Origin of the sequence: Nibrella saemangeumensis, assembly GCF_039541915.1 — a bacterium.
GTDB classification, from domain to species: Bacteria; Bacteroidota; Bacteroidia; order Cytophagales; family Spirosomataceae; genus Nibrella; species Nibrella saemangeumensis.
Window position 1 is genome coordinate 539,445 of sequence record NZ_BAABHD010000005.1, and the last position, 21,824, is coordinate 561,268.

18 protein-coding genes are annotated in these 21,824 nt (G+C 51.6%); 17 read left to right on the plus strand and 1 reads right to left on the minus strand.

Translation table 11 applies throughout. The features are described 5' to 3' along the window. Positions 1 to 107 precede the first annotated feature (107 nt). The 8 genes from ABD949_RS04255 (at position 108) to ABD949_RS04290 (ending at position 11,194) form a co-directional block, all read left to right on the plus strand. Positions 108 to 2,405: a T9SS type A sorting domain-containing protein gene (locus tag ABD949_RS04255; protein ID WP_345240913.1), complete on the plus strand. Its 2,298-nt coding sequence runs from the start codon at positions 108 to 110 to the stop codon at positions 2,403 to 2,405. Positions 2,406 to 2,670: 265 nt separating this feature from the next. Next, positions 2,671 to 3,987 carry a T9SS type B sorting domain-containing protein gene (locus ABD949_RS04260; protein ID WP_345240914.1) on the plus strand — a complete coding sequence of 439 codons (1,317 nt, stop codon included), beginning with the start codon at positions 2,671 to 2,673 and terminating at the stop codon, positions 3,985 to 3,987. A gap of 474 nt (positions 3,988 to 4,461) precedes the next feature. Further along, on the plus strand, positions 4,462 to 4,968 hold the full coding sequence (locus ABD949_RS04265) for a response regulator transcription factor (protein WP_345240916.1): 507 nt from the start codon (positions 4,462 to 4,464) through the stop codon (positions 4,966 to 4,968). Positions 4,969 to 5,079: 111 nt separating this feature from the next. Next, the gene (locus tag ABD949_RS04270) at positions 5,080 to 6,282 is read left to right on the plus strand and encodes a sugar transferase (protein ID WP_345240918.1); all 1,203 of its coding nucleotides are present in this window, start codon (positions 5,080 to 5,082) and stop codon (positions 6,280 to 6,282) included. Beyond that, complete coding sequence (locus ABD949_RS04275; RefSeq protein WP_345240920.1) at positions 6,261 to 7,184, plus strand: glycosyltransferase family 2 protein; 924 nt, start codon at positions 6,261 to 6,263, stop codon at positions 7,182 to 7,184. The genes ABD949_RS04270 and ABD949_RS04275 overlap by 22 nt, the downstream gene beginning before the upstream one ends. A 26-nt stretch (positions 7,185 to 7,210) precedes the next feature. Further along, a complete protein-coding gene (locus ABD949_RS04280; RefSeq protein ID WP_345240922.1) occupies positions 7,211 to 8,443 on the plus strand; it encodes a glycosyltransferase family 2 protein in 1,233 nt (410 codons plus the stop codon). 53 nt (positions 8,444 to 8,496) lie between these two features. After that, entirely contained in the window at positions 8,497 to 9,996 is a 1,500-nt protein-coding gene (locus tag ABD949_RS04285; protein ID WP_345240924.1) for an O-antigen ligase family protein, read from the plus strand. After that, complete coding sequence (locus ABD949_RS04290; RefSeq protein WP_345240926.1) at positions 9,983 to 11,194, plus strand: glycosyltransferase; 1,212 nt, start codon at positions 9,983 to 9,985, stop codon at positions 11,192 to 11,194. Before ABD949_RS04285 ends, ABD949_RS04290 begins: the two co-directional genes overlap by 14 nt. Here the strand turns inward: ABD949_RS04290 and ABD949_RS04295 are convergent. Then, positions 11,148 to 11,822 carry an acyltransferase gene (locus ABD949_RS04295; protein ID WP_345240928.1) on the minus strand — a complete coding sequence of 225 codons (675 nt, stop codon included), beginning with the start codon at positions 11,820 to 11,822 and terminating at the stop codon, positions 11,148 to 11,150. The two genes, ABD949_RS04290 and ABD949_RS04295, sit on opposite strands and share 47 nt — an antisense overlap. A gap of 220 nt (positions 11,823 to 12,042) precedes the next feature. On the opposite strand from ABD949_RS04295, the gene ABD949_RS04300 reads away from it, so the two are divergent. From ABD949_RS04300 to ABD949_RS04340, 9 genes are all read left to right on the plus strand, one after another. After that, on the plus strand, positions 12,043 to 12,849 hold the full coding sequence (locus tag ABD949_RS04300; RefSeq protein ID WP_345240930.1) for a TolC family protein: 807 nt from the start codon (positions 12,043 to 12,045) through the stop codon (positions 12,847 to 12,849). Between the two features lie 8 nt (positions 12,850 to 12,857). Continuing rightward, positions 12,858 to 15,053, plus strand: coding sequence for a GumC family protein (locus tag ABD949_RS04305; protein ID WP_345240932.1), 2,196 nt, complete (start codon positions 12,858 to 12,860; stop codon positions 15,051 to 15,053). Positions 15,054 to 15,136: 83 nt separating this feature from the next. After that, complete coding sequence (locus ABD949_RS04310) at positions 15,137 to 15,922, plus strand: FkbM family methyltransferase (RefSeq protein ID WP_345240934.1); 786 nt, start codon at positions 15,137 to 15,139, stop codon at positions 15,920 to 15,922. 55 nt (positions 15,923 to 15,977) lie between these two features. After that, positions 15,978 to 16,766: a glycosyltransferase family 2 protein gene (locus tag ABD949_RS04315; protein ID WP_345240936.1), complete on the plus strand. Its 789-nt coding sequence runs from the start codon at positions 15,978 to 15,980 to the stop codon at positions 16,764 to 16,766. An 87-nt stretch (positions 16,767 to 16,853) separates the two neighbouring features. Continuing rightward, positions 16,854 to 17,780 carry a hypothetical protein gene (locus ABD949_RS04320; RefSeq protein ID WP_345240938.1) on the plus strand — a complete coding sequence of 309 codons (927 nt, stop codon included), beginning with the start codon at positions 16,854 to 16,856 and terminating at the stop codon, positions 17,778 to 17,780. 46 nt (positions 17,781 to 17,826) lie between these two features. Further along, positions 17,827 to 19,263, plus strand: coding sequence for an MOP flippase family protein (locus tag ABD949_RS04325; protein ID WP_345240939.1), 1,437 nt, complete (start codon positions 17,827 to 17,829; stop codon positions 19,261 to 19,263). 75 nt (positions 19,264 to 19,338) lie between these two features. Continuing rightward, positions 19,339 to 20,073, plus strand: coding sequence for a class I SAM-dependent methyltransferase (locus ABD949_RS04330; RefSeq protein ID WP_345240941.1), 735 nt, complete (start codon positions 19,339 to 19,341; stop codon positions 20,071 to 20,073). A 6-nt stretch (positions 20,074 to 20,079) separates the two neighbouring features. Then, positions 20,080 to 20,937 carry a glycosyltransferase family 2 protein gene (locus ABD949_RS04335; protein ID WP_345240943.1) on the plus strand — a complete coding sequence of 286 codons (858 nt, stop codon included), beginning with the start codon at positions 20,080 to 20,082 and terminating at the stop codon, positions 20,935 to 20,937. Positions 20,938 to 20,975: 38 nt separating this feature from the next. Beyond that, on the plus strand, positions 20,976 to 21,758 hold the full coding sequence (locus ABD949_RS04340) for a glycosyltransferase family A protein (RefSeq protein ID WP_345240946.1): 783 nt from the start codon (positions 20,976 to 20,978) through the stop codon (positions 21,756 to 21,758). Positions 21,759 to 21,824: the final 66 nt, after the last annotated feature.

The window sequence follows — 21,824 nt, forward strand, 5'->3', positions numbered from 1 at the left end:
CTTATCAAAGATATTGATGATCGAAGCAATCTGGCCGAACTTGCCAGCGAATTGCGTCCAATTCTATTTTGCGGTCACCTGATTCTGCCGAATGCAAACGAGATGCTATGGCTAATCTATACCTCGCTCTAGGGAAAGTCGTGCCGGGTCTGCTGCTCCTGGCAGCTTCCTTTGTGGCATATACCAACATAGCAGGGTGGTATTCCCCCACCGCAACGCAGACGGCGACGAACAAGATCCCGGTTGATTTCAGACGCTGGTATCAGCTTAACACCAATACCAACAGTCTGGAGGCTTTCTTCGATGGGCGCACTGATTCGGGCCTTGAAATTAGAGGAACCCGCATACTGGAAAATTACGAGGCCTATTATCCGCTTCAGGATGGTGAGGAGATTACCCTCACCGCCGTTAAATTTTTCAGCAACAATGTATCGGGCGAAGGGAGCAGTGATCCTAAAAAGCCTCTGACGCTGTCGATCATCGATGCGCAATGGCAGCGTATCCCCGTCGCTTCGTTCACAGGGAGCGCCTACGGCTGGGTTGGTTCTAACCCCGAACAACCGAATACCATTGACCTGAAAACACCCATCAGTGGTGCCCGTTACCTGGTGCTGAACCTGTGGGACACGTACCCGACCGAAATCGAACTATACGGTACGTATAAGGCACCCGCTAACCAGCCTACACCCGCTCCGGTTAAACCGGTGAAGCTGGGGGATATGTTCGGCGTGAACGTCTACGAGTGGAATTTCCAGAATGGGGATACACCCTGGCAACTCAACGAAGCCAAAGTGCAGGTAGTGAGAAATTTTACGGGTATCCGGCATTACATGGATTGGGACCGCATTGAAACCATTGAAGGCCGGTACGCCTTTAGTCCGACCCAGAGCGGTGGCTGGCATTACGATGCCATCTACGAGCGCTGCAAAGCGGAAGGCGTCACCGTGCTGGCCTGTCTGAAAACGATACCACAATGGCTGATGAATACTTACCCCCCCGACCAGCGCGATGCTGATAATGTGCCAGTGCGCTACGGCAAAGACTTTGCCGATCCCCGCTCTTACATCGAGCAGGCTAAAGTGGGCTTCCAGTATATCGCCCGCTACGGCAGCAATCCCAACGTAAACCCCAGCCTGCTGACGCTGGGTAACAACAATGAAGTTAAAGTGGGCATGGGCGTAGTCAGGTACATTGAGTGCGATAATGAGCGGGATAAGTGGTGGGAAGGCCGCCGGGCCTATCAGACGGCCCGCGAATATGCCGCTAACCTGTCGGCTTTTTATGATGGCCACCAAAATACCATGGGACCGGGTGTAGGCGTCAAAAACGCCGACCCTTCGGTGCAGGTGGTCATCGCGGGTATCTGCACCAGTAAGGATTATGTGCGGGGGATGATCGACTGGTGCAAAGAGCACCGGGGTTACCGACCTGACGGCAGCGTGAATGTCTGCTGGGATGTGGTTAACTACCATTATTACATCTTCAACGAGCAGGCAAAACGCGGCTCGGCTCCGGAAGTATCACGGGCAGCCGCCGATGCCAGAGGGTATGTGCAACTGGCCCACGAACAACTTAAGGGTATGCCGGTGTGGATTACCGAAGCCGGCTATGATGTTCACCAGAGCAGCCCGCTCAAGGCCATTCCCATCGGCGGCAAACCGGCACTGGTATCCCATGCCGACTGGATTCTGCGCACGGCCCTGCTATATGCCCGCTCCGGCATCGATAAGCTTTTCTTCTACCAGCTTTATGACGACAATCAATCAGGTGGACAATACGCCACATCGGGATTGGCCGACGAAGCGACGCTGCGTCGGCGGCCTGCTGCCGATTACCTGTACCAGGTCGACCGACAATTTGGGGAGTATCGGTATCAGCAGACAATCTGGAATACACCTCTTGTAGATCGGTACGAACACAGCGGCCAGTCGATGTACATGCTGGTGGTCCCGGAGGAAAAAGGCCATACCGAGCCATACCTGCTGAATCTGGGAAACGCCGGCCGTGCCCGGATCTACAGGCCCAAAGCAGGCAGCGACGCCCTGGAAGAGCAGGAGGTTCGTACGCAACAGGGAAAACTAAAGATTACAGTCACCGAAACCCCCGTTTTTGTGGTACCCGTACCGGAAGACAAGGCCGACCTGACGCTCAAATCGCTCCAGGTCTTTCCAAATCCAGTTACGCACGCGTTGTCGCTGGTGCTGAATAATGCCAGCCGCGAGCCCGTTAAGGTTCATATCTACGACTCCAGTCTGGGCCGGCTGCACCGACAGGCGAGTTTTCCAAAAACATCTCCTGTTCTGTCGGGCACTCTTGATATGTCGACGCTGCCGGCCGGGGTTTATTTACTGGAGATTACCCAGGGGTCGGAAAAGATAGTACAAAAAATAGTAAAGCAGCCTTAGCAACTTCTTCGATGCCGGGTCAGACGCCTAGTGAGAAAACCGGGCCGACCAGTAGATAAGATTGCAACAGATTATGGCCCCGGTTCGGCCTATACGCCTGTTTGTCAATTAGGACTTTTACTATCTTGCCCCGGTGAAGACTTCTGGTTTAAACAAATGGCCGCCCAAGTGTATATGTATCCAGTACGTACAGCCAATAGTTTCCAGTAGGAAGGCACGGCTCGTCTGACGTCAGGCCTACTCAACTTCTCAACGCATCCATACTATGAATGACGGTAAAGTTTTATGGAAGACTTTTGTTTTCGTATGCTGTATACTCCTGGGGTACCCGATTGACAGCCATGCGCAATCCTGCAATGGCTCCCTCGGCGACCCCATTGTTAATCAAACCTTTGGTGCCGGTCGGCTTGGGGCGCTAACGGCCGAGCAAACCACGTATAAATATGTCTCTACCAACTGCGCCAACGATGGTGAATACACACTGGCCAGTGCGGTAAACCCGGCTTGTTTTTACGGAACCTGGCACCGGCTTACCGAAGACCACACTCCTGGCGACAAAGACGGCAATATGCTTGTCGTAAATGCCTCACACGGAGCCGGCGAATTTTATAAGCAGCAGGTCACGGGGCTTTGCGGAGGAACCACCTTTGAGTTCTCGGTCTGGATTGTCAACCTGATGAGCCTCCGGACCCCGTCGGTCCCCTGTGTATTAAGGCAGGTCGATCCAAATATCACCATGCGCATTGAGACGACAGATGGCACCCTCATCAAAGCGATCGATACCGGCACTATCGAACGCACCGGATCAGCGGCCTGGAAGCGGTTTGCCGCGCTGTTTACCTTGCCCTCCGGTACATCGAGTGTGGTGCTGCGACTGGTCAACAATGAAATCGGTGGCTGCGGCAACGACCTGGCGCTGGATGACATTCAGTTCAGACCCTGCGGCCCCCTGCTTCAGGCCAGCTTTGGTGTAGGGTCGGCTGCCGATACGGTGCTGTGCAGCAATAGTGAACTGGTGATCAACTCTTCGCTCGGATCCGGCTACTCCAATCCTTCTTTCCAGTGGCAGGAAAGCAAAGACGGCAAGGCCTGGACCGATATTGCCGGAGCCAATACGCCCGTATATACCGTCAACACTACTATTCCCCAGAAAAAGTATTACCGTCTGGTCAGTGCCGAAGCCGAGAACATCCGGAATTCGCAGTGCCGGGCCGTCTCCACAGCCCTGACTGTTACCACCTGTGCCTGCGTCTTAACCACGTACCTCGATATGTACGTGCCCACGGTCTTTACGCCCAATGATGACCGGGTAAACGATACATTTGATATCTATGTCAGCCAAAGCGTACCCGTCGACCTGAAGATTTACAACCGGTGGGGAAGCGTAGTTTTTGCAACCGCGACCATGGATCAGAAATGGGACGGTAATTACCTGGACCGGCCTTGTCCGCCGGGAGATTATACGTGGGAGGTTAATTACGAAATAACTGATTTTAAAAACCTACAGGGCCGTTCAAGGGCCGCAGCCGAATGTCCATTGCGTAAAGTAACCCAGCAGGGCCATATTCTGCTACTACGCTAGGAGAGCTAATACCCAGACATTTAGAAACGCTGAGCAGGAGGTCCGGATTTAAAACCGCTACCTCAGTTTATTAATTTGATATTGTATAAAACTTTTGTTTGTGGTAGTATTGGACCCTTTACATATGTTTTGCAGGCATAGTGGTCCTATTGCCGGCCAGGTGGTTAACCACCCGACCAGCAATACCCTATGAGCTACGTATATTATTAACGTTACAGTTCTCTATCAGGCAGAACAGATCGTGTGCCGGCCGCCAGAAACCAATAGCCGGTACTGATAACCGACTTAAGTTAGTCGTTGTATGCTGAATAGAGAAAATAGCATTTAACAAGTTTCGCCAAACAAAGCTTTCTACAATGCTGTTACGTTCATCAATGCTGCTCCGTTATACGATCTCCTCTGGAGACCGGCACTCCGTACGTATACGCCGTGCAGCGTTTCTCATGGCTTAATATTTTCCAACTCAACCTCGTTATGAAATCGAAATTTAATTTACTTTTAGTTGAAGAGAATTTGCACCTGGCCAGCGTTCTGGAGCAGACTCTCAAAACAGATTTTAACATAACTGTAGCTGCAACCGGAAATGAAGCGGTGCGCCTTCTGGTGGGAGGCAACCAGTTTGATTTCATCATCAGCGAATTAGAATTGACCCATTTTAGCGGCCTGAAGCTGGTCAAACTGATCCGAACCAGTATGCTGCTACGCCATATCCCCATCCTGATTCTGTCCGGTTCTACCGAGAGCGATACCCGCATTACCTGCCTGGAAGAGGGAGCCGACGGCTGCATCACCAAGCCCTTCAACCCACTCGAAGTAAAAGCCAAACTGCACGCCATGTTACGGCGGACCAAAACGCAGGTATTCCAGGCTGAAACTCCAACTGTACCTGAGCATTTTGATAAGGAGTTTGGAAAACTTAACGTACTCCGCTCCCGTTTGTCGTCTATCCTTCGTGGCTACTCTACTACGGTAGGAGCATAACCTTAAGCTACCAGGTGTTTTCTGCGTTCAGGCAGTAACCGCCTGGTAACAGAAACAGCGCTATTGGTTTTGTAACGTCTCCGTATGGATAACTTTACCCTGTATCAACCTATGAATACCGTAGATCGTGATCCTACACCCTATATTCTAGTGGTGGAAGACGACGATGGGGTATTTTTTCAGATAGCCAGACTGGTCAATTCAGCCTGTTCAGTGGTTCATTTCCGGCAGGCACACGAGGCCACCCAATGGCTGCGTGAAGGGCATAAGGTAGACATGATCATTGCCGGCGAAAAAAACGGTGCATTTGACCTGATTGCCAACATCCGCAACCAGGCAGCGTTTTCGCATACGCCTTTTCTAATTACCAGTAATTATCTGAGCTCCGGTTTATTACAGAACGCTATCCGCTCGGGGGCTACCGATGTGTTGCTGGTCAACGACAACGACGAAGCCATCAGGGAAAAAATCATGTATTTTTTGTCGTTGCAGTTACCACCTTTCCTGGCCAACCACCACTTCTTATCGGGCTCTGTTCTGTTTAAGCTCCCCTGGTGGAAGCGTCTGATCGATATTACCGTTTCGCTGGTAGCGCTGCTGCTCCTGTCACCGGTCCTGCTGCTGGTGGCGCTGCTAATCCGGCTGGACTCAAGGGGCCCCGTCCTGTACAGTTCCCGGCGGGTAGGTACCAACTTTCATGTGTTCAACATGTTTAAGTTTCGTACCATGCAACCCAAAGCCGATAAGCTGATCAGGAGCCTGGCCGATCAGAATATTTACAGCAACGGCAAGAGAAACCCTGAGACTAGACAAACAGGCAGCGGACGGATTCAGCATTTGTGCGACAGTTGCCGGTTGGTTGGCACCACCTGCCAGCGGATACTCTTCGACCAGGACCGCATGGTCTGTGAGTACGAGTACCTGCACCGGCAGAAGGAGTCTGCTACATTCCTGAAGTTCAACAACGACCCGCGGGTAACGCGGCTCGGCCGGTTTCTGCGCAATAGCAGTATTGACGAACTACCGCAGCTTTACAATATTCTCGTCGGCGATATGTCGCTGGTGGGTAACCGCCCCCTGCCGCTGTATGAAGCGGAAAAGCTGACGACCGATGAATACGTTAAGCGGTTTTCGGGACCAGCCGGCCTCACCGGGCTGTGGCAGGTAACCAAACGGGCTAAAGGCCAGGGCCCGATGTCGGAGGAAGAGCGGATCAGGCTGGACATCCGGTACGCCGAGACGTTCTCCTTCTGGACCGATATGTCGATCATTTACAAGACCTTTTTTAGCTTATGGCAGAAAGAGAACGTGTAAAGGCGACAGTTCCCCTCGTGTCGATCATTACGATCAATTACAATCAGGCCGAGACAACGCGGCAGTTTCTGGAATCGGCCCGGCATCTGACGTATCCAAACTATGAGATTCTGGTCGTCGATAATGCGTCTCAGCAGGTGCTGACGACCGTAATCAGTGAGCCGGACTATCCTAATCTCCGCATTATCCGGAGCGAACGCAACCTGGGGTTCACCGGCGGAAACAACCTCGGTATGCAGGAGGCTAACGGCGACTATTTCTTTATCGTCAACAACGATACGGAACTGACGCCAACCCTGCTGGAAGACCTGCTTCAGCCATTTGCAGAAGATCCGAAAATCGGTGTTACCTGTCCCAAGATCCGGTTCTTCGATCAGCCGGATCTGGTGCAGTACGCCGGCTACAGCCCCATGAATATGTATACCGGCACCGCAACACCCGTTGGGGAACGGCAACCGGATAACGGACGCTTCGACCAGCCGTCCCTGACGCACTTTGCCCACGGTTGCGCCATGATGGTGCGCCGGTCGGTGGTGGAGCAAGTGGGACGGTTTGCCGAACGCTTCTTCCTGTATTACGAGGAGCTGGACTGGTCGCAACGGATTAAGAATGCCGGTTATCTGATCTACTACCAGGCCTCGGCGCTGATTCTGCATAAAGAGTCTGTCTCGGTGGGGCGGCAAAATCCGCTGAAGACCTACTACCTGACCCGTAACCGTATCCTGTACATGCGCCGGCATTGTTCGGCTCTGCAGCGCACGGTCTTTTATCTGTTTTTTACCGGGTGCGTCCTGCCCAAACATATGCTAACCTACCTGTCGACCGGACGGTTTGCCCACGCCAAAGCATTTGCTAAAGGTGTTTGGTGGAATCTGACCTCGTCGAGTGTATCGGCGGTTTAGCCTGTTAACTGACACCGTACAACACCATGAATAGTTTATACGCGTTCACCTGTTTTCTCTTCTTCTTTCTGACCCTGCTGGTTTTCTATACCTATTTGGGATATGGGCTGGTAGCCTGGATACTGGTCAAAACCCGCCGTCGGCTTAATATGGTGCCTCAGCGTCCGGTAATACAGCCGGGTACCCCGTTAGATGTGACCGTAGTCGTACCAGCATACAACGAACTCGCGTACTTACCGGCCAAACTACAGAACTGCCTCGACCAGGACTATCCGGCCGAGCATCTGCATCTGCTATTCGTGATTGAAGGCTCAACCGATGGATCTGCCGAATACCTGGAGCGGATGCAAGCCACGATTCCCAACCTGACCATTATATCCGGCAGCCGCCGGCTGGGTAAGATTGAGGCCATGAACAATGTGATGAAGCAGGTAAAAACGCCCATCACCATCTTCACCGACGCCAATACGCAACTCAATACCCAGGCGGTAAGCCGGCTGATGAAGCGGTTTGAGGTCGAAAACGTTGGGGCCGTAACTGGCGAAAAGAGGATCAGTACTCACGCCAGCGAATCGGCAGCCGGCAGTGGCGAAGGGCTGTACTGGCGCTACGAGTCCTTCCTGAAACGGCTGGATGCTGAACTGCACACTATTGTCGGCGCAGCCGGCGAATTGTTCGCCATCCGCACCGACCTGTACGAACCCGTGGAGTCGGATACCCTGCTCGACGATTTCATGATTTCGCTGCGAATAGCGGGCCGGGGGTACCGGGTTGAGTATGAACCTAATGCCTACGCGCTGGAGCGGCCGTCGCACTCAGTCCGGGAAGAAATGAAGCGCAAGGTCCGGATTGCTACCGGTGGGTTCCAGTCAATATATCGGCTGGCATACCTGCTCAACTTTTTCAAGTATGGCTGGCTGAGCTTTCAGTACGTGTCGCACCGGGTGTTGCGCTGGGCGGTTACACCGTTCTGCCTGCCTCTGCTGCTGCTGCTGAACGTAGTCATCCTCATTCAGCAGTACACGTTTGGGACTGATCCGGCCACCGTTTCCTTCTGGTGGGCGATCCTCCTGTTGCAGACCAGTTTTTACCTGATGGCCTATACCGGCTACATCCTGGAAAGCCGGCAAACCCGCTGGAAAGTTGCGTTTGTGCCTTTCTACTTTGTGTTTATGAACTGGTGTGTGCTCCTGGGATTTGCCCGCTATTGCCAGGGGAACATCTCGGGTGTTTGGGAAAAAGCCCAGCGGGCGCAGTAAACGAATGGATTATAAAAGGGTTTCTGAACGTCTGTTTGGCCCTGGTTTAAAGCATGTTTGATCATATAAGCTTATTACCGGAATCTTTTTATCAGCAGAAGCGACCCTGGTTGTATTACCTGGTAGGCACCCTGGCTGCCCTGGTGGCTGGATACCTCATTGCTACCCGTGGGGTGGTGGGTTCTGTATTGGTGGTGCTGGTTCCGGTGGCTGCTTTACTTCTAATAGGCGTGCTGCTGGAGCCGAAAATTGGGCTTTACCTGTTCGTTCAACTAAGCTTTCTGGTACCCTGCCTTACCCGTTTCTTCACCATTGATGCGCCGGTAGGCACTTCACTCGATGGCATTCTGATACTGACGGTTGTGGGTATCCTGCTGAATGGAAAACGGATGAACTGGAGCCGCCTGCGCCATCCGGTGTTTTACGTGCTCCTGCTCTGGTTCGGCTATAATTTTCTGGAACTATTCAACCCCGAAGCACCTAACCGGGTAGCCTGGTACGTACACGTACGGGCCTTTTCGCTTTACTGGCTGTTCGTAGCCTTTGCGATACTGGTGCTACCCATCACCCGGCTCGACATCAAAATCCTGCTGGGTACCTGGCTGACCTGGTCCTTTTTTGCGGCCATGTGGGCGTATAAGCAGCAGTATCTGGGCTTAACCGAGACGGAGAGCGCATGGCTCTATAGCGTCGGCTACCATACGCACCTGCTGTTTGGCCGTTTGCGTTGTTTTTCGTTTTACTCCGATGCCGCCCTGTTCGGAGCCGAAATGACAAGTGTTACGCTGGTGTGTCTCATTCAGGTTATCGAGCAGAAGAAGCTCTGGCGAAAGCTGTTTTTTCTGTTTCTGGCGCTGGTGTTCTTCTGGGGGTTTGCCCTGTCGGGTACACGCGGGGCGCTCTTTGTGCTGCTGGCGGGCTTTCCGGTTTACCTGATCATGCGACGCGACTTCATAAAAATAGCCGTCGGAATTTGCATAGCCGCCCCGCTGCTGTTTCTGCTGATGTTTACCTACGTCGGCAACGCCAACTACGAAATCTACCGCATCCGGACGGCGCTGAAGCCGATGGAGGACCCGTCATTCCTGCTCCGGCTCGAAAACCAGAAGAAGCTGGCCAACTACCTCAAAGATCTTCCTTTCGGGGCTGGAATCGGCACCTCGGGGGATGCCGGTACGCGATACTCGCCGGATCACTTTGCCGCCCAGATTCCGCCCGACAGCTGGTATGTAGAACTCTGGATTGAAACCGGTGTTGTAGGTGTCTCCTTTTACATCCTGATGATTTTACTGATTGGCCTGATAGGCACCTATAAGATCTGGCGGCTGAAAGACCCATGGCTGATTAAGACCATGAGTTCGTTCATCGCGGTGTTTGCGGGTATCGCCCTCATGGGATATTCCGGGCACACCATGGGCCAATTGCCTACCTGTTCGCTGTTGTTTACCTATACCATGCTGTTTACTACCTGCGACCGATGGGAAAAGCCTCGTCAGAAAGAAGGAACCAATGAAGTTGCCGTAACGCGCCGTCCGCACTATGAAGCAGTTTGACAGTATCATATGCATTAGCCAGACCCCCTGGCAGGGAAACTTTCAGAAGGCTATTGTGCAACTCATGACCGAGTTGTCTACCCGTCATCGAGTATTATACGTCGACTATCCGTATACGCTCAAAGACGGTGTGATGGGCGTGCTGGGCCGGCAGCCGAACGTCCCACTTCGGGAGATGGTCAATCTGCGCGATCCGCTCACCCGCAAAACGCTGGACAACGGCGGAGAAGCATACATCTGGGTACCGCCGGCTATCCTGCCGATCAACTGGATGTCGGCCGATGCACACGATTGGTTTATTCAGTGGAACATTAATCGGCTGGTCAGCGGCATCCGGCAGGTTATGCGCCGGCTGAATATGCAGCGGCCCCTCGTGGTCAACGCATTTCATCCGGTGCTGGGCCTGCCCATGATCGGCCAGCTCAATGAATGCGCAACGCTCTACTACTGCTTCGACGAAATTACCGCCGAAGCCTGGATGAACCGGCATGGATCGCGCTATGAGCAACAGTATCTGCGTAAGGTCGATGCGGTCGTCACCACCTCGGAAACATTACGCCGGGCAAAATCGGCACTGCAGCCGAATGCGTTCTGCGTCAAAAACGGGGTAAATTTTGCCTTATTCAACCAGGCACAGCAGCTGATTCCGCTGCAGCCAGCCGGACGTCCGGTTGTTGGTTATTTAGGTATGTCAGACAGCCGGATCAATATTGACCTGGTTGAGTTCTGCGTGCGAACGATGCCGGAAACTGATTTTCAGTTCATCGGCGAGGTCGTTGAAGCACAGGTGCGGGAGCGGCTGTCGGGGTATCTGAACGTGCAGTTTACTCCGCCCCATCGCCCGGCTGAGTTGCCGCCCCTACTGGCGAAATTGAATGCCGCCATGATTCCGTACGTGTGTAACGAACATACGTATACGATATATCCGTTGAAGATAAATGAATACTTGGCGGCCGGGCTACCTGTAGTCTCTACCCCGTTCTCGCTACTGGATGACTTCGAAGGGGTCGTAGAACTGGCCGATACGCCGGAACGATTCGCGCAGGCACTGCAAAGGGCGCTGGCCGACACCAGTACGCAGCGGGTGCAGCAGCGGGTCGACATGGCCCGCGCTAATTCGTGGGAGGAGCGGGCCAGGGAATTTGAAGCGGTTATTCGGCAGCTTCCAGCCGCGTGGGCACAGGAGCAGCCGGTGTAGCACCGGGCTTCATCCACTGTTTGGTGGCTTCGTCGTACTGCTTGAGCACACGGGCAGGGTTGCCCCCCACCACCGAGTATGGGGGCACATCGCGGGTAACCACACTGCCGCCGGCCACCACTGAATGCCGACCAATGGTCACTCCGGCTGTAATAACGGCATTCGCCCCGAGCCAGCATTCGTCTTCGATGACAATAGGCCGGGTAGTAACCGGCTGCCGGTGAATGGGCGTTTGGATGTCTTCGTAGGAGTGGTTCAGGCCCGACAGAACAACGTGCTGGGCGATGATCACGTCGGAGCCGATGGTAACCGGGCCAATCACGACTGAGCCAATACCAACGGTGCAGTTATCGCCAATCGTTACCGCCCCAACGCCGTTATTGACGACCGTGAAGTCTTCGATAACGCTATAAGCACCCAGGGCGAAGGGGTTAAAGGGCAATACGTCGAGCCGGCAGCTCGACCGAATGGTGGAAGTCCGGTGCCGGCGATGAATAAACGGGTTGACAAACCAGCTTACCCAACGGCGCGGACGGGCTTCATGCCGGGGAATCAGCAGCCGGTGGACAACCTGTTTTAGGGATGGATTGTCGGAAAGGTAGCGTTTAATGGAGCCGGAAAATAACATAACGGGTATTTGCTAAGTTCTTTGCCACTGTAAAAGTATAAGAACCAAGTTAATGTTTAAATTTGATATAGACCGGTTGTTATACTTGAACGTATGTGCCTATAACAAAAACAGGATGTATCGAGTATGTTCATATAGTTTTCGGGTAATGCCGGCCTGACTGGAAAAAATCCCCGAAAGCTATACCGAACGACAACCACCTTTTAGTTGCGTTTTAACAATGACACACAACATTACTATTTTTTTACGTCCGGTCTGCTCCCGTCTGATGCTTATTTGCGTTGGACTGCTGCTGGCTTATGGGGGTTACGGACAAAGGCCGGGTATCCACCGAACAGCCCCGTCCGGCAAGATGAGCATTATTCCCAATGATACGCTGCTGCTGCAGGAAGACATAGCTACCCAGTTAATGCCGTTCGAGGATTTATATACGCTGGCCATTACCTATTCTCCGATGGTGAAGATAGGCAACGAGCAGGTCAACTCCCTGGATCAGGTATACCGGTTATCGAAACTGAAGATCCTGGAAAATGCCACCGGTTTTGTCAACTACTCGGTTGGGAACCAGGCTATATTCTCCACGACGGCTTATGGTGGTGATCAGATCGGGCAGATTGCCAATGGCTACCGGGCCGGTGTTGGTCTGAACGTAAACCTGTATGACGTACTAGGCCGCCGGCAACTGATCAACCAAGCGCAATCGAATTACAAGGCGGCCATTCACCAGCGGGAATCCGTTGAGTTGCAACTGAAACGCGAACTGATCAACCTGTACCAGGACCTGCTGACGGCCCAACGGGTATTGAAACTCCGGATCGCCGACGAACAGACGTCGCTGACGGCTTACCGCATTGCCGAGGCAGAGCTTCAGCTGGGCCGGATCACCCCGGAAGCCATGGCCGTTAACAGCAATCGTCATACCGAGATTAAAGCCGCCGTAGAGATGGCGAAAGGCGAGTTTCTGAAATTCGCGTATCAACTGGAAGCGTTGGTAGGGGTACCTCTTTACCAGCTAAAACGAAATTAATTTCTGGCATGACACCACATCTTTTTTTACGTATTCTCAAGCAAAATGCCCTTTGGTTTCTGATACTACCGGGTGTTACGCTGATTACTGTGTTTTTCTTTACCCGTAACGAACCGAAAGTATATCAATCGCAGGCTACGCTGTATACCGGTCTGGCCTCAGGATACACCTTGCTTTCGGATCAGAAAAATACATACACGAACGTCGACAATGCGTTTGATAACCTGCTGACGACGCTGAACTCCAAAGAGACGCTGCATCAGATTGCCGTTAGTCTGCTTACCCAGCACCTGCAGCTGCAGCAACCAGACAGCATGGTGCTGGCGGCCCCAGGCTTTCAGAAGCTCCAGAAAGCCATTCCATCTGAGTTGTACTTCTCGCTGCTGGCCGGGGGTAGCGCCGACTATACCTACCACAAAGTCGACAGCCTGTCGAGGGCTGAAGTGGACAACCCGATCAAAAGCCTGCTGAATAAATCCACGTCATATTACTCCATTGACCGGCTCAGCGGGAAGCTGAAAGGTACGCGTAAAAAACTAAGCGATATGCTGATTATGGAGTATGAAGCCGACGATCCGGCCGTAGCGCAGCAAACACTTAATCTGGCCATCAAAATTTTAAATACCCGTTATACGGCCTTAAAAACCACTGAGGCTACGTCGGTAGTGGATTACTACGAAGGGGAGACCCAGAAGGCCAAACAGCGGCTGGCAGAAGCCGAACAGAGTCTCCAGTCGTTCAGCGTGAAGCACAAAGTGCTGAACTTTGACGAAGACGCGAAAAATGTAACGCAATCCCGCGAAACGCTGACCAGCGAGTACAACCAGGAACTCATGCGCAACAAAGCGGCTAAGGCAGCCATGGATGCGCTTAACCGCCGTATGGGGCAGCGCGGTGACCTGCTGGCCGCCAGTGATGAACTCAAGAAAAAGCAGACGGAATTAACCGAAGCCGAAAATAAACTCATCAATGCCAAGGCGTACGGCAGCACCGAAGGCGTAGTGGCCAACTTACAGGCTAACGTAGACCGGGCATCTGAAGAACTGAAGTCAACCGCCCGCAAGTATTACATGGCCGGTGACTCGCAGGACGCCATTCCGCAGGAAACTATCCTCAATGAATGGTTGACCAAGGTACTTGCGTTCGAAGAATCGGCGGCCCGACTGGAACTTTACAAAAAGCGTCTGGGCGAATACGAGGCTAAAACGGAGGAGTATAGCCCGCTTGCCTCTCAGCTCCGCCAGCTCAACCGGGACCTGAGTGTAGCCGAAAAGGAATACCTCACGGCCACGCAAAGTCTGAATCAGGCCCTGACTCACCGCAAAGACATCTCCATCGACGGAGCCCTAACCGTACTTGACGCGCCTGACTTCCCAACGGCCAAAGGCTCGAAGCGCTGGCTGTTTCTGGCGCTGGCAATTGGTATCGGCCTTTTCCTGGCCCTGCTCATTACGGCCATTCGTTTCCTGCTCGACCGGCGCATCAGCTCGCCGGAGCAGGCCGAAATGATTATTGGCCGGCCGGTAACCGCCCTGTTCCCCCTGATCAAGATGGGCGCTCCCGACGCCAAGGCAAACCGGGCCGTCATCAGCATGTTTGAGCAGCTCTGTAGTGCGATTAACATCGAGATTGTGCAGGCCACAGCAAAACCTCACCCGCCGGTGATTACCTTGTTCAGCGTACGTTCCCGGCAAGGCAAAACCTGGATCGCCAGTGGGCTGGCCCGCCTGTACGGTGAAGCCGGTCAGCGCGTAGCCTACTGCTACCCGGATTATACCAGTCCGCAGAAAGTAGCCGAGCAAAACGGGGTGACGTTTCTTCCCTATATGCTGCGCCCGAACTTTATGAATATCAATGATCTGAGGTACCTGATCGACGAACAGGAAAACTTTGATGCAGCCTCGTATGATCTGATTATTCTGGAGCTGCCTTCCTTAACCAGCAGTCCTATCCCGGTAAACCTGCTTAACAAGAGCTACGTATCGTTGCTCGTTGTGGATGCTAACCTGGTTTGGGCTCGCACGGAACGGCAACTGCTGGAAATGTATAAGAAAATTGCATCGCACCCGATACTGACCGTATTGAACAAGGTAGAAGATGATTATATCGAAGATCCAAATCAGGAAGATGCAGTGATAAGCCTGAATCAAACCAGGCGGCTCCTCAACTTCCGGCGCAAATTCCTGTCGCCGGAACAGGGGTAAACGGACAGCCCGTCCTTAGTAGGGAACGGCTGAATTATGTACGTAAGTAGACAGGCAGCAGAAGTCATTTAAGGAAAACTTCAATGGCAGGTACCTTACGAACCATAAGCCGATATACTCGGGAATTTGGTCTGGTGAGCGGCATGACCGCAGCATACAAAGTAAAAACGGGCAGGTGTTTCAACGTGAGTATTCCGACGGTTAAACACCCGATTGCGTTACGACCGGATACCTCGGACGTACCAACGTTTGAACAGATCTTCTTATTTGATGAATACAATTTAGACTTTCGGTTTACACCGACGTTTATCATCGATGGAGGAGCCAATATTGGTCTGGCAACCATTTATTTCAAGAATCGGTTTCCAGATGCCACCGTAGTCAGTATTGAACCGGATAGCGACAACTTCAGGTTACTGACGGCCAATACCAGCCGGTACCAAAATGTATTTGTCAAGCATGCTGGTCTGTGGCCCAGACAGGTATTTACCAGAGCCGTCGATAAATACAACCGGGGCAAATGGGGCATTGTAATTGAAGAACTTACCGATACGGATAACCGGCAACGGGCTGACGTAACCGAAACCGTAACGATTGACAGTATTGTAACTGAGTTTCAGCTTAACACCATCGATTTGCTGAAACTTGATATTGAAACAGCAGAGAAACAGCTATTTAGCGAGAACTATATGAATTGGCTGCCCAGAACCAAAATGATCGTTATTGAACTACACGACTTTATGCTGCCTGGATGTGGCCAGACATTCTTTAACGCAATCCATGAAGCTTTTAAAACATACACGTTTTTACAGAAAGGAGAAAACACCATCATTCTGAACGATGAATTATTGAATACCCAATTATTGTAATTGATACTGAGTACAGTACAAAACTATCCCATAACCATTCCCGCCAGATACGAGTATGAAAAGCTACTTCTTTGAAGACGTAACTTTATTGATTACCCATTACAACCGGAGCGGCTCTCTGGAACGACTTCTGGAACGATTTGCTCAACAGCACTGCCGGTTTGAAGACATCGTTGTCTCTGACGACTGCAGTAAACCCGAACACCTGAATGCCCTAAAGGAGCTTCAGCAACGCTACGCCTTTCGGTTGATTACCGCTCCTGAAAACCGGGGCCTGGGTAATAACATCAACAAGGGGCAGGACGCCGTCAAAACAGCGTATACCCTATATGTACAGGAGGATTTTGTCCCGAAGGATGATTTTCCGCAACACTTTCAGAACGCATTGCAGTTTATAAGGGAGGATGACAGCCTTGATATCATCCGGTTTTACGGGTACCTGAAATACCCCTACCTGAAACCGTATGGCAAAGGATTTTCTAAAATGACCTTTAAGCAGAATCCATTTTACGCCAACCATCTCAAATTTTACTGTTACAGCGACCATCCGCACCTCAGACGGAGTAACTTCCTGAAAAAATTTGGGCGCTATGTCGAAGGGAAAAATGTAGATGTCACGGAATTGCAAATGAGCCTGAGGTTCCTGCGGAAGAAAGGACAGGGTTTATTCTTTGATGAATACACCACGCTGTTTGACCATAGCAACTCAAGCGTAGAGCCAAGTACGGCTAGTTACCGGCCCAACTGGCGGCAAAGTAAACAACCGGTAGTGTTGTTCCTGAGGTGGTTTTACCTCAAATACCGGTTCGTCAAAAACAGCTCTCAGCTAATCTTTATGGAATAACCACAATTTCATAATGGCTTTAAAGTGACAAGACTCAACCCGAAAAACATATTAAGTAGTAGTTGAATGAAAGGTATAGTGTTAAAAATGTTGTCTGTTTACGTTGCCCTGAATTACCGGCAGGTAAAACGGGAGTATCGGTATTTTCTCCGGGACAACTACTTCAACAGGCTATATCAGGTCCGGTATTTGCTGCGCGATTACTTTATCAAAAAGCATTATAAAGTAATCGATTACCAGGGGGAGTTTCAGAACGAAATTACCCATGTGCTGCCATTTGCCTACTGGCATTACCTGAACGGAACGTTAGAAAAAACCATTTCCTGCAAAGGCACCAACGAGCTGTATTTTTTCAGCCCTGACCATGAAGAACGGTACGCCGAAAGACGGTGGGATTTTACGTATAACAACTACAACTTTCCGAACATAAACCACAGCATCAAGAAGACGTTCAAAAAGTGGATTGCACCGCCCCTGAAGGAGCAGTATAAAAATACTTTATTTGTTTTTGATAAACCCATTCTGATCATTGCCAACAAATACAATATTGAGTGGAACCAGGAACCAACAAATTTTCTGGACATTCCGACGCTGGACCGGATTATCAACCTGAACAAACATAAATACCAGATTATTTATAACCGGCCGCTGCCCAACCACATTGTTCAGGACAATAGCGAGATTCTTGACCTTAACGAGTACCCCTGGCTGCAAAGAGCACATCCGGAGGTTATCCTGCTGAACGATCTGTTTACAAAGTTTAAATCGAAAGTTAACAGCTTCAATCACCTCCAATTGATGGTGTACGCCAACTGCGACCGATTTGTATCGGTACACGGGGGCACGGCAGCCCTAGCCAGCTATTTCGGTGGTAAGAACATCATTTTGTCGAACGGAGGACTGGAGAGCGTTTTCGATGAATATACCAACTACTTTCCGAGACTGTCGAACGCCCTGATTTTGCACGCAAAGACACCCGACGATGTCTTTAGCTATTTGTCGGAAGAATTTTAACGCTTAGCCGGGTTATATCCCCGGCTTGTATACCAGCTTAGTGAGAATGAGTAACACCAAAAAGGCAATTATCGGCACGAAGTGGACCACAATCTCGACCGGGATTGCAACGGGACTTCAGTTCCTGCAAATTGCCGTGCTTGCCCGGCTTTTAGATCCGGCGGTATTCGGACTAATCAGCGTAAGTACGCTGATTATTAATTTCTTTGCCTTATTTGCCAACCTGGGTTTCACCACCTCCATTATTTATAAACAGGAGAACGACAAGCAGGTACTGTCTACGTTATATTTGGTCAATATTTTGCTGGGCGTCCTTTTCTTCTTTATTATTTTCTTCAGCGCCCCGCTGGTTGTACAGTTTTACCATGAACCCCGGCTCGACCACGTTATAAAAATTTCCTCTTCGGTCTTCCTGATCATGTATTTCGGGCAGATTTACTCGTCTCTTCTGCAAAAAGAACTGAAGTTTAAGGAGATCACGATCACCGAAATAGCAAGCAGCGTTACGGGAACAGCCCTAACCATTACCCTGGCCTATAGGGGTTTCGAGGAATATTCCCTGGTATTTGGTGGCCTAACGACCCAGGTCCTACGGACATCGCTGCAGGTATTTTTCGGCCGGAAGCTGTTTTTTCCCAGGCTCTATTTCAAGTTCTCTATCATCCGGGAGCACCTGCGGTTTGGTATCTTCAATATCGGGGAAGGGGTGGTCTATTATGTACAGAGCAACCTGGATAATCTGTTGATCGGGAATCTGCTGGGCGTGAAGGCCCTTGGCTTTTATACGGTTGCGTACCAACTGGCCGTTTTCCCCATCAACAAACTGAATCCCATCATTCTTCAGGTGGCTTCGCCCATTGTGGCCAAAATGAAAGACAGCGATTCGGATCTGCGCAGGGCCTACATCAAAATCCTGGATGTGTTATGCTACTTTAACCTGCCCCTGCTGGCCGGTTTATTCATCACGGCCGAGAGCGTTATTCCGCTGATCTACGGACCCGGTTGGGAAGAAACCTTTCCGCTGATCAAGATCTTTGTCTTTGTCAGTATTTTCAACTGTTTGAGCCACCCTATTTTTCTGCTGGTGTATTCAAAAGGCAAGCCCAATCTGCTCTTTTACATCAACGTAGTCGTGCTGCTTATCAAAACCCCGCTGGTGTATTTCCTGGGACAGCAGGGACACGTGACTTACATTGCCCTGGCGTATCTGATCGCGACCTTCATTACGTTCTCGCTGAACCTGACGGTAGCGTATTCGCTGATCGGCAACTTCTTCAAACAATTCTATGAGAACTCACTGAAAACCGTTACATTCTGCCTGCTGATGGTGCTGGCCATTGCCATCTATAAAAACACGGTCGGGTACGACGGTCTGTTCAACACCATTACCCAGATTGCCATTGGCGGCATGGTGTATTCACTGCTAACGCTGCGCTATAAATACTCACTGGCGGAGCTGAAGAATCTGCGCGGTTCCTTTTGATAAGGATTCCCGCAATAAATAGACAATAAAGGACTTTTTCATCATTTTTGATTTTTACTCTTTGATAATATCGTTATGAAACTCAGGAATCCTAAAAGCCGGTTCGATCTGGCTATTGGCTCTCGGGATCGGGTACTTGAAGTAGGCGGAGGGCATAATCCGCACCCCCGCTCTAATGTTGTGGTTGATAAGTTTATTGACTCCAATTACCACCGAAACGGGGATATAAAGGTGCTGCGGGGACAGCAGTTTATGGAAGCCGACGGCGAAAACCTGCCGTTTAAAGACAAGGAATTCGACTACGTTATCTGCTGCCAGGTACTGGAGCACGTAGAGGACCCTGTCCGTTTTTTGAAAGAGCAGTTCCGCGTAGCCAGGCGCGGCTTGATTGAAACGCCTTCGCTGCTGGGCGAATACCTGTTTGCCAAAGAATCGCATAAATGGCTGCTGCATGAGCACCAGAACGTGCTGTACCTAGTCGATAAAACAAAGGTCAATTTTTCCGTGACCTACAATATGATGGAGCTGGTGCAGGATTACCTGCCGAAGCACTCCATCGGCTTCAAAATTGTGGAACGCACTCACCCCAATCTGATGACGATCCGGATTGAGTGGCAGGACGATTTTGAATTTGTGGTGAACCCGACCGACCCGGAAATCCTGAAGTACTTTAGCGGCCAGTGGAAGCTGCAATGGGCGGATGAGTTCTTTCCGAAGAAAACCATGTGGCAGGAAGTCCGCGACACGGCCAGCGCCTGCTGGGATATTTCTAAGAATGTCTTCCGGTCGAAGGTCCTCAAGCGAGCCTGAACGCCTATGGAACTAGTACCTGCGTGGCTTGCCCGGCATCGCTTCAGTTACTCGCCGGAGCAACCCGACCCCGCGCTGACTGATGACCTGCGTACCCGGTTAGCGCAGTTTAGGGTAGATGACCCGGAGGTATCGATTGTAGTGCCGGCGTATAACGAAGAAAAGAAGATTCTGAATCTGCTCTCGTCACTGGCCGGTCAGCAAACCCGCTACCGTACGGAACTCATTATCGCCAACAACAACTCCAGGGACCAGACCCAAGCCCTGCTGGATGCCTGTGGGGTACGCTCGGTGCTGGTTACGCAGCAGGGGATCGGCTTTGCGCGGCAGGCGGGTCTGGAGGCTGCCAAAGGCCGCTATGTGGTAAACGCCGACTGCGACTGTATGTATCCACCTGGCTGGCTCGATGCGCTGGTGAAGCCACTGGCCAACCCGGCTATTGTCTGTACATATGGCACGTATTCTTTTCTACCGAGTGCCGTAAACCCGCGCTGGGCGCTGCTGCTGCACGAAACGGCCGCCAGTGTAGTGTTTGCATGGCGACGCTGGAAAGGGTGGGAATGCGTGAATGTCATGGGCTTCAACTTTGCGTTCCGGCGGCAGGATGCGCTGGAGGTTGGCGGCTTCAACACCAACTTTAAGCGCGGCTTTACCAACGATAACAACGACGAAGCCAGCGAAGACGGCTGGATGGCCATGACCCTGCAGGCCAAAGGAAAACTGAAGCGGGTAACGCACAACGCCAGGGTATGGTCGAGCGACCGGCTGCTGGTGAAAGACGGTGGCGTGCTGAGAGCCTTCAGCAAACGGGTGCAGAAGGAGCTTCGTCAATTGCGTCTGAGCCTCCGCCCGACATCGCTGTAAGCATAGACATAACTCAATGGAAAAACTGTACGCACCTCATGAATACGCAGTTGAATCATTTTGCCGGTGTTACCCTGCTGGTCACCCACTATAACCGGAGCGGCTCGCTCGAACACCTGCTGAGGAGCTACCAGAAACTGAACTGCTCGTTTGAAGACATTGTGGTTTCGGATGACGGCAGCCGGCCCGAACACCTGAACCGGGTAAAGCAACTGCAAACCGTAATTCCCTTCCGGCTGGTTACAACCCCTAAGAACAAGGGTTTGGGCAACAATTTGAATAAAGGACAGGACGCCGTCCGGACGCCATACACCCTATACGTGCAGGAGGACTTTGAGCCGGCGGCCAACTTTGCGGTCCATTTCCAGACCGCGCTGGAGTTCATGCAGACCAATCCGGAGCTGGATATTGTCCGGTTTTACGCTTACTTCCCTTACCCATACCTGAAACCCGTAGGTAAGGGGTTTTCTGAGATGCAGATTTCCCCCTGGTCGGCCAATTACAAGAAGATTTACTTTTACAGCGACCATCCGCACCTCAGACGGAGTACCTTTTTCCAAAAATTCGGCCGGTATGCCGAAGGACTCAAAGGAGACCGGACCGAGTACCAAATGTGCATCTCGTTTATTCAGAATAAAGGGAAGGGCTTGTTTTACAACGATTACCAGAACCTGTTCTTCCAGCGCAACAACGAGGCCGAGCCCAGTACCATGACCCGCAGCAAATGGACGCAGAGCAATCACCCGGCTATTTCGCTGGTGCGGGACATATACCGCCAGATCCGTTACAACTACGATATCCACTTTATGCGGCTGCGCTAGCTTTTACCCGAATTCCCATCAGGCAAAAAGCCCGGCAGGCTGGAGAAATTACCAGCCTGCCGGGCT

Bases quoted from the DNA above. Each gene is read 5' to 3' on its own strand.
- ABD949_RS04255 (WP_345240913.1), top strand. From the start codon at position 108: ATGGCTAATCTATACCTCGCTCTAGGGAAAGTCGTGCCGGGTCTGCTG.
- ABD949_RS04260 (WP_345240914.1), top strand. From the start codon at position 2,671: ATGAATGACGGTAAAGTTTTATGGAAGACTTTTGTTTTCGTATGCTGT.
- ABD949_RS04265 (WP_345240916.1), top strand. From the start codon at position 4,462: ATGAAATCGAAATTTAATTTACTTTTAGTTGAAGAGAATTTGCACCTG.
- ABD949_RS04270 (WP_345240918.1), top strand. From the start codon at position 5,080: ATGAATACCGTAGATCGTGATCCTACACCCTATATTCTAGTGGTGGAA.
- ABD949_RS04275 (WP_345240920.1), top strand. From the start codon at position 6,261: ATGGCAGAAAGAGAACGTGTAAAGGCGACAGTTCCCCTCGTGTCGATC.
- ABD949_RS04280 (WP_345240922.1), top strand. From the start codon at position 7,211: ATGAATAGTTTATACGCGTTCACCTGTTTTCTCTTCTTCTTTCTGACC.
- ABD949_RS04285 (WP_345240924.1), top strand. From the start codon at position 8,497: ATGTTTGATCATATAAGCTTATTACCGGAATCTTTTTATCAGCAGAAG.
- ABD949_RS04290 (WP_345240926.1), top strand. From the start codon at position 9,983: ATGAAGCAGTTTGACAGTATCATATGCATTAGCCAGACCCCCTGGCAG.
- ABD949_RS04295 (WP_345240928.1), bottom strand. From the start codon at position 11,822: ATGTTATTTTCCGGCTCCATTAAACGCTACCTTTCCGACAATCCATCC.
- ABD949_RS04300 (WP_345240930.1), top strand. From the start codon at position 12,043: ATGACACACAACATTACTATTTTTTTACGTCCGGTCTGCTCCCGTCTG.
- ABD949_RS04305 (WP_345240932.1), top strand. From the start codon at position 12,858: ATGACACCACATCTTTTTTTACGTATTCTCAAGCAAAATGCCCTTTGG.
- ABD949_RS04310 (WP_345240934.1), top strand. From the start codon at position 15,137: ATGGCAGGTACCTTACGAACCATAAGCCGATATACTCGGGAATTTGGT.
- ABD949_RS04315 (WP_345240936.1), top strand. From the start codon at position 15,978: ATGAAAAGCTACTTCTTTGAAGACGTAACTTTATTGATTACCCATTAC.
- ABD949_RS04320 (WP_345240938.1), top strand. From the start codon at position 16,854: ATGTTGTCTGTTTACGTTGCCCTGAATTACCGGCAGGTAAAACGGGAG.
- ABD949_RS04325 (WP_345240939.1), top strand. From the start codon at position 17,827: ATGAGTAACACCAAAAAGGCAATTATCGGCACGAAGTGGACCACAATC.
- ABD949_RS04330 (WP_345240941.1), top strand. From the start codon at position 19,339: ATGAAACTCAGGAATCCTAAAAGCCGGTTCGATCTGGCTATTGGCTCT.
- ABD949_RS04335 (WP_345240943.1), top strand. From the start codon at position 20,080: ATGGAACTAGTACCTGCGTGGCTTGCCCGGCATCGCTTCAGTTACTCG.
- ABD949_RS04340 (WP_345240946.1), top strand. From the start codon at position 20,976: ATGAATACGCAGTTGAATCATTTTGCCGGTGTTACCCTGCTGGTCACC.